This window comes from Bacillota bacterium, assembly GCA_023511835.1.
In the GTDB taxonomy this organism is placed as follows: Bacteria; Bacillota; Sulfobacillia; order JAIMAT01; family JAIMAT01; genus JAIMAT01.
Genome location: JAIMAT010000021.1, coordinates 21,822 through 28,648, shown reverse-complemented (window position 1 = coordinate 28,648; position 6,827 = coordinate 21,822). Strand labels below are relative to the sequence as shown.

Annotated in this window: 6 protein-coding genes; 5 read left to right on the top strand and 1 reads right to left on the bottom strand. The window is 76.4% G+C overall.

Features of this window, described 5'->3' with window-relative positions; translation table 11 throughout:
• Positions 1–551: proline iminopeptidase-family hydrolase (locus K6U79_05280; GenBank protein ID MCL6521772.1), on the bottom strand; the 551-nt coding region annotated here is incomplete at its 3' end.
• 245 nt (positions 552–796) lie between these two features.
• On the opposite strand from K6U79_05280, the gene K6U79_05275 reads away from it, so the two are divergent.
• The 5 genes from K6U79_05275 to K6U79_05255 all read left to right on the top strand — a co-directional run bounded on the left by K6U79_05275 (position 797) and on the right by K6U79_05255 (position 6,825).
• Entirely contained in the window at positions 797–1,705 is a 909-nt protein-coding gene (locus K6U79_05275) for a CoA transferase (protein ID MCL6521771.1), read from the top strand.
• 220 nt (positions 1,706–1,925) lie between these two features.
• Positions 1,926–4,136 carry a molybdopterin-dependent oxidoreductase gene (locus tag K6U79_05270; GenBank protein MCL6521770.1) on the top strand — a complete coding sequence of 737 codons (2,211 nt, stop codon included), beginning with the start codon at positions 1,926–1,928 and terminating at the stop codon, positions 4,134–4,136.
• Positions 4,137–4,139: 3 nt separating this feature from the next.
• The gene (locus tag K6U79_05265; protein ID MCL6521769.1) at positions 4,140–4,682 is read left to right on the top strand and encodes a 4Fe-4S dicluster domain-containing protein; all 543 of its coding nucleotides are present in this window, start codon (positions 4,140–4,142) and stop codon (positions 4,680–4,682) included.
• A gap of 28 nt (positions 4,683–4,710) precedes the next feature.
• Positions 4,711–5,592: a polysulfide reductase NrfD gene (gene nrfD / locus K6U79_05260; GenBank protein MCL6521768.1), complete on the top strand. Its 882-nt coding sequence runs from the start codon at positions 4,711–4,713 to the stop codon at positions 5,590–5,592.
• An 18-nt stretch (positions 5,593–5,610) separates the two neighbouring features.
• Positions 5,611–6,825, top strand: coding sequence for a 4Fe-4S dicluster domain-containing protein (locus K6U79_05255; GenBank protein MCL6521767.1), 1,215 nt, complete (start codon positions 5,611–5,613; stop codon positions 6,823–6,825).
• The last annotated feature ends 2 nt before the right edge of the window (positions 6,826–6,827 follow it).

The window sequence follows — 6,827 nt, the reverse complement described above, 5'->3', positions numbered from 1 at the left end:
AAGGCGCCCGCCTGCTCGTAGCGTTCCAGGATGGCCAGCGTTTCGGCGGGGAGCTGCTGGCGGAGCCGCTGGACGCTCTTCATGTACGAGGCGATGGAGGCCGTCATGTTCGAGATGACGAGCCCGCGGACGGGACCTTCCTGGCCGTCGGACTGGTAGCGGAGAACGTACTCCATGGCCAGCATGCCGCCCCAGGACTGTCCCACCAGGAAGAAGTCCTCCAGCCCCAGCGCCTCGCGCACCGCCTCCACTTCCTGGGCGAAGCGGTCCACGGTCCAGAGCGACGGGTCGTCGGGCTGGTCGGAGAAATAGGAGCCCAGCTGGTCGTAGAAGTAGAGCTCGACGCCGGCGGGCGGCAGGTGCTGCTCGAAGTTCTCCAGGTATTCGTGGCTGAAGCCGGGGCCGCCGTGGAGGAGGAGGACGCGGGGACACCAGGCCGGCGAGGTGCCGGGCGGCGTCGGCCGCTCCGGCGGCTGGGGACGGGCCTCGATCCGCCGTGTCCAGACGTGGTAGCCGTTGCGCAGACGGATGATGCGGGAGGCGTCGCTCATGGCGCTACACCCCTTTCGCGGGCTCTTCGCCGACGGTTCCCGTCCTGTGGGATCCCTTTTCTCTCCTGCTTCTTGGCCCCGGCTGCTTCACCTGCCGCGGCCGCGACCGCCGGGCTCCGACTCCCGGCGGGGGCGGGCCGGAGGCCGGCCGGGGCGGTAGGAGCGCCCGGCCGCGGCCGCGAACCCGGGGAGAGAGTGGCGGCCGCGCAGCGCGGTCGGCGGGGGGGAGAGGGGAGGTGGCGCCGGTGGAGGGAGAGAGGGGGAAGGGCGGCCCGCGTCCTGACTGGCGGCCGCTGGAGGGTCGCCGCGTGGTCAGCCTGGCGGTCAACGTCCCCGGGCCGGTGGCCGCCGCCCGCCTCGCCGCCCTGGGCGCCCGGGTGGTCAAGGTGGAGCCGCCCGGGGGCGACCCCCTGGCCCGTTTCGCCCCGGCCTGGTACCGGAGCCTGGTGGCGGGCCAGGAGGTGCTGGAGCTGGACCTGAAGGAGTCGGCCGGCCGCGCGCTCCTCGAGGAGCGGCTGGACGGCGCCGACCTCCTCCTCACCGCCCAGCGCCCCTCGGCGCTGGCCCGCCTGGGCCTCGGGCGGGAGCGGCTGGAGGAGCGCTTCCCGCGCCTCCGGCACCTGGCCCTCGTCGGCCACCCCGCCCCCGACGAGGAAGCGCCCGGACACGACCTCACCTACCTGGCCGAGGCGGGCCTCCTCGCGCCCCCGGAGCTCCCCCGCACCCTGGCCGCCGACCTGCTGGGGGCCGAGCGCCTGGTCTCCGCCGCCCTCGCCCTCCTCCTCGCCCCGCCGGGAGAGGACCCGCGCCACGCCGAGGTGGCGCTGGCCGAGGCGGCGGCCGCCCTGGCGGAGCCGCTCCGCCACGGCCTGACGGCGCCGGGCGGCGTGCTGGGCGGCGGCTACCCCTTCTACCGCCTCTACCCCGCCCGCTCCGGCTGGGTGGCGCTGGCGGCGCTGGAGCCACGCTTCGCCGAGCGGCTCCGGCGGGAGCTGGGGCTCGACCGGGGCGACGCCGCGGAGCTCGAGGCCGCCTTCCGCCAGCGCGACGCGGCCGAGTGGGAGGCCTGGGCGCGCAGCCGCGACCTGCCGCTGGCCGCCGTCCGGAGGGTGGTTGCCGCCGGTCCGCCGGCCGCCGGGGAGCCGCCCCGCTAAGCCTCCGTCGCACGCCCGACCTCTGCCGCCCGGCGGCGCTCGGCCGCCGGGAACCCCCCCATCGCTTCCCCGACGGAACGAGCGCCCCCAGGCGAGGCCCGGAGATGGTGCCACGGCCGGATTCCGCCCCGGCGATGGCGGGCGGAGAGTGGTGCTGAGGCAAGTCGGCGCAAGGTTTCCGTCGCTCGAGCTCGTCCCGCGAGCAAGGAGGGTCGGAGGCATGGGCAACGCTGGAGTCGGGGAAAGGCGGATCAGCAGGCGGCGCTTCCTGGCGGGGAGCGGCGCGGCCGTCGCCGGGCTGGCCCTGGCCGGCAGCCTCGCCCGGCGGGCGCGGCCCGGCGGGCGCGCCTGGGCGGCCTCGGCGCCGCCCTCCGCACCGGAGAAGCTCGTCCCCTCCATCTGCCAGATGTGCTCGACGCACTGCGGCATCCTCGTCCACGTCCGTGACGGGAAGATCACGCGCATCACCGGCAACCCGGAGGATCCGGTCAGCCGCGGCCGGCTCTGCGCCCGGGGCCAGGCGGGCCTGCAGGTGGTCTACGATCCCGACCGGCTGCGCCAGCCGCTCCGGCGTGACGCCTCCGGCGCCTTCCGGCCCGTCTCCTGGGAGCAGGCGTTCCGGGAGATCGGTGCCAAGCTGGCCGAGCTGCGGTCGAAGGAAGGACCGCAGGCTCTGGTCTGGCTGACGCACCCCGAGGTGCTGGCCAGCTGGGAGCAGCGCTTCCTGAACGCCTACGGCTCGCCCAACTGGACGCCGCACGCGCCCACCTGCTACTCCAGCCGGAACGTCGGCTGGCTGGCCACGCTGGGCGCCGTCCCCTCGGGCGACTACGCCAACACGCGCTACTACGTCTCCTTCGGCCGGGGCATCAACGACGGCATCTCCAACCCCCAGGTGCAAGGACTGATGACGGCCCGCCGCCACGGCGCCCACCTGGTCGCCTTCGACCCGCGGCTGAGCGGCTTCGCCTCGCTGGCCGACGAGTGGGTGCCGGTCCGGCCGGGGACCGACCTGGCGGTCGTCCTGGCCATGATCCACGTTCTGATCGCCGAGCGCCTCGTCCGCCCCGAGGCGGTCGCCCAGACGGTGGGCTTCGAGGAGCTGGCGCGGGCGGTGGCCCCCTACACGCCCGACTGGGCGGCCGAGAAGTCGGGCGTCGACGCCGCCACCATCACCCGCATCGCCCGCGGGCTGGCGGCGGCCGCCCCGGCCGCCTTCGTCGACCCCGGCTGGCACGGGCCGCAGGGGGGCATGTACTGGAACGGGGTGGCGCTCACCCGCGCCACCGCCTGCCTCAACGCGCTGCTGGGCAACCTGGGGCAGAAGGGCGGGCTGAAGCTGCCCGGAGCCTCGCCCCTCCCCGACGAGAAGAGCCTGGCGCTCCTCCAGCCGATCCCCGAGGCGCCCAAGCTGCCGCGCTTCGACGGCGCCGGCGGGCCGGAGTGGCCGCTGGCCAAGGGGATGGGGCGCGCCCAGGCGCTGCCCGAGGTGATCGAGAGCGGGAAGCCCTACCCCGTCCGGGCGGTGGTGGTCTACCACACCAACCCGGTGCGAGCCTACCCCGACGGCGACCGCCTGGTCCGGGCCCTCCGGAAGCTGGACCTGGTGGTGGTCATCGACCACCAGATGAGCGACACCGCCTGGACCGCCGCCGACTACGTCCTGCCCGAGTCCACCTACCTGGAGCGGCTGGGCCCGGTGCAGGTCTCGGGCGGCAACCTGGTCCTGCCGCAGCCGGCCATCCCGCCGATCTACGACACGCTGGGCGAGGACGAGATCCTCCGCCGGCTGGCGCAGGCGACCGGCCTGGGCGCCGCCTTCGGCTACACGCTGGAGGAGTACAACGCGGCGCTGCTGGCGCCGCTGGGCCTCAGGCCGGCCGACCTGGCCGAGCGCGAGGTGCCGCTCCCGGTGCGCGCCCCGGCCGCCGCGCAGCCGGCGGCGCTGAAGACGCCGTCGGGGAAGATCGAGCTGGCTTCCTCCGCCATGGTCCAGGCCGGCGGCCCGGCGGTGCCCGTCTGGGAGCCGCCGCTGGTGGAGCCGGACGGTGGGAACTTCCGGCTGATCACCGGCCACGTGCCCATGCACACCCACACCTCGACGGAGAACCTGGCCTACCTGCACGCGCTGATGCCGGAGAACCAGCTCTGGATCCATCCCAGCCGGGCGCGCGCCCTGGGCATCGCGGAGGGCGACCTGGTGGAGGTCCGCTCGGAGGTGGCGAGCCAGCGCCTGAAGGCCCACCTGACGGAGGGCATCGTCCCCGAGGCGGTCTGGATGGCGCACGGCTTCGGCTGCATCTCCCCCGCCCAGCGCCTGGCCTACGGGAAGGGCGCCTCGGACGCGGTGCTGACGCCCGTCCGCTCCGCCCCCTACTCGGGCGCCTGCGCGGCGGCGGAGACGCTGGTCACCGTGCGGAAGGTGGTGTGAGCCGTGGCCCGCTACGGCATGCTGATCGACCTGACGCTCTGCGCGCAGTGCTCGGCCTGCACGGTGGCCTGCGAGGCCCTCTACGGGCTGCCGGCGGGCGAGTCGGGCGTCCACCTGCGCAGCTTCGAGACGGGGCGCTTCCCCGCCGTGCAGCGCATCACGCTGCCCGTCCAGTGCATGCACTGCCAGGAACCGCCCTGCGTGCAGGTCTGCCCCACGGGCGCCACCTACCGCGACCCGGCCACCGGGACGGTGCAGATGGACTACGAGCGCTGCGTGGGCTGCCGCTACTGCATGACCGCCTGCCCCTACGGCGCCCGCCAGTTCGACGAGGCGCAGGGGACGGTGGCCAAGTGCGTCTTCTGCACGAGCCGCGTGGAGCAGGGGCTCCAGCCGGCCTGCGTGGAGACCTGCATCGGCCAGGCCCGCCTCTTCGGCAACCTGGGCGACCCGACCAGCGAGGTGAGCCGGGCCATCGCGGAGCGGAAGGCGGTGCCGCTCCACCCGGAGCTGGGGACGCAGCCCAGCGTCTTCTACGTCTTCTAGAGCCAGCGCCGCACGGGGGTGAGCCGGGATGCCGGACGCGCAGGGTCTCGCGCAGAGCACGTGGGGTTGGCCGGTGATCGTCTATCTCTTCCTGGCGGGCGTGGGCGCGGGCGCCTGCCTCTTCGCCTGGTGGGCGGAGCGGCGGCAGGGGCCGGAGAGCCTGGTGACGGCCGGGCGGCGGCTGGCCGCGCCGCTGGTGGCGGCGGGGACGCTGCTCCTGGTCTTCGACCTGGGCGCGGGGCGGATGCACCCGCTGCGCATCCTGGGGCTCTACAGCCACCCGGCCTCGGTGATGACGCTGGGCACCTGGATCCTCAGCATCTTCCTGGTGCTCTCCGTCGTGGACGGGTACGGGCCGCTGGCCGGGCTGCGGCCGCCGCGCTGGTGGGCCGGGCTGACGGCGCTCTTCGCGCTGGGCGTGGCGCTCTACACGGGCGTCCTCCTGGGCGTCGTCCAGGCCATCCCCTTCTGGAACAACGCGCTGCTGCCCGTCCTCTTCGTCCTCTCGGCCGCCTCGGCGGGGATGTCGGCCGCCTCGCTGACGGCGCTCCTCGTGGAGCGCGGCCGGGTGGAGCTGGAGGGCTTCCGCGACCTGCACCGGGCGCTGCTGGTGGCGGAGGCGGCGGTGCTGGCGCTCTATCTCTACTTCGCGGCGCACGGGCCGGAGGCGGCGCGCCTCTCCTACCGCCTGGTGGTGGCGGGGCCGCTGGCCCCCGCCTTCTGGCTGGGGCTGGTGGGCGCCGGCCTGGCGCTGCCCGCCCTCTTCGAGCTGCTGGCGGCGCCGCGCCTCTGGGCGCGGGTGTTGACGCGGCCGGCCTGGCTGGGGCTGGAGGCGGGCCTGGTGCTGGTGGGCGGGCTCTGCCTGCGCCTTCTGGTGGTGGGCGCGGGCGTGCCGATGCGGCTCCTCTGAGGGAGGGGGCCGGGCGGCGTGGCGGAGGCGGGCTGGCGAGTGCTGGAGCGGTTCCTGGAGCGCTGGCAGGCGGCGCCGGTGCGCTGGCTGCCGGCGCGCTGCGTCCGCGCCCGCCACCGCCTGGGCGACTGCCGCGCCTGCGCCGAGGCCTGCCCCTGCGGGGCGATCCTCTTCGGGGAGGCGGGAGGCGCCGCGGCGGTGCGCGTCGACGGCGAGCGCTGCCTCCGCTGCGGCCTCTGCCTCGCCGCCTGCCCCACCGAGGCGCTCCGCTGGGAGGGCGCGCCGCCCGCGCCCACCCGCGGCCCGGAGGGCCGGCGCCTGCGCTGCACCGGCGCCGGCCCCGCCCGGCCGGGCGAGGAAGCCATCCCCTGCCTGGGCGCGCTCGACCTGCCCGCCCTCCTGGAGAGCGCCGCCCGCCCGCTCCTCCTGATCCACGGCGACTGCGCCGCCTGCCCGCTGGCCCGCGGGCGCCAGGCCTTCGCGGAGCGACTCGGACAGGCCAGGCGTCTGGCTGCCTGGAGCGACCTCACACCGCTGGTCGGGCTGTGCGAGGAGCGGCCCGGGGCGCCCGGCGCGGCCGCGGAGGAGGGCCCGCCGGTCTCCCGCCCGGCACCGGGTGGCGGGCCGCGCCTCTCCCGCCGCGACCTCTTCCGCCTGGCGGGGCGCGAGGCGGGCGCGGGCGCGCTGGCCGCCCTGCCCGTCCCGTCCGGCGAGGCGCCGCCGGCGCTCTGGTCGGACGGCCACCTTCCCCGCGCCACCGGCTCGCGCCGGCGCCGCCTGGCACCCTGGTGGCCGCTGGCGGCCGGCGGGCCGGAGGGGGTTGGCGCCTCGCGGGAGAGGGCGGAGGGGCTCCCCCTCTGGCGGCTGGGCTCTTCCGCACCAGACGGTGCCACCTGCCAGGGCTGCGGCCTCTGCGCGGAGCTCTGCCCGGAGGAGGCGCTCCGCCTGGAGCAGCCGGAGGGGGGCGGGCGCTTCCGCCTCCTCTTCGAGGCCTGGCGCTGCTCGGGCTGCGGCCTCTGCACCGCCGCCTGCCCGTCGGGCTTCCTCCGGCTGGAGCCGGGCCTCCTGCCGCTGGAGCCCGGGCCGGCCCCGCTGGCCGAGGGGGAGCTCGCCCGCTGCGCGCTCTGCGGCACGCCCTTCCGGAGCGAGGGCGAGGGCGAGGACGAGGACGGGGGAGGGCTCTGCCCGGCCTGCCGCGAGACCGCCGGGAGGCGGCTCGACAGGCGCGCGTGACC

Coding starts and splice junctions, on each gene's coding strand:
- K6U79_05270 (MCL6521770.1), top strand. CDS start 1,926: ATGGGCAACGCTGGAGTCGGGGAAAGGCGGATCAGCAGGCGGCGCTTC.
- nrfD (MCL6521768.1), top strand. CDS start 4,711: ATGCCGGACGCGCAGGGTCTCGCGCAGAGCACGTGGGGTTGGCCGGTG.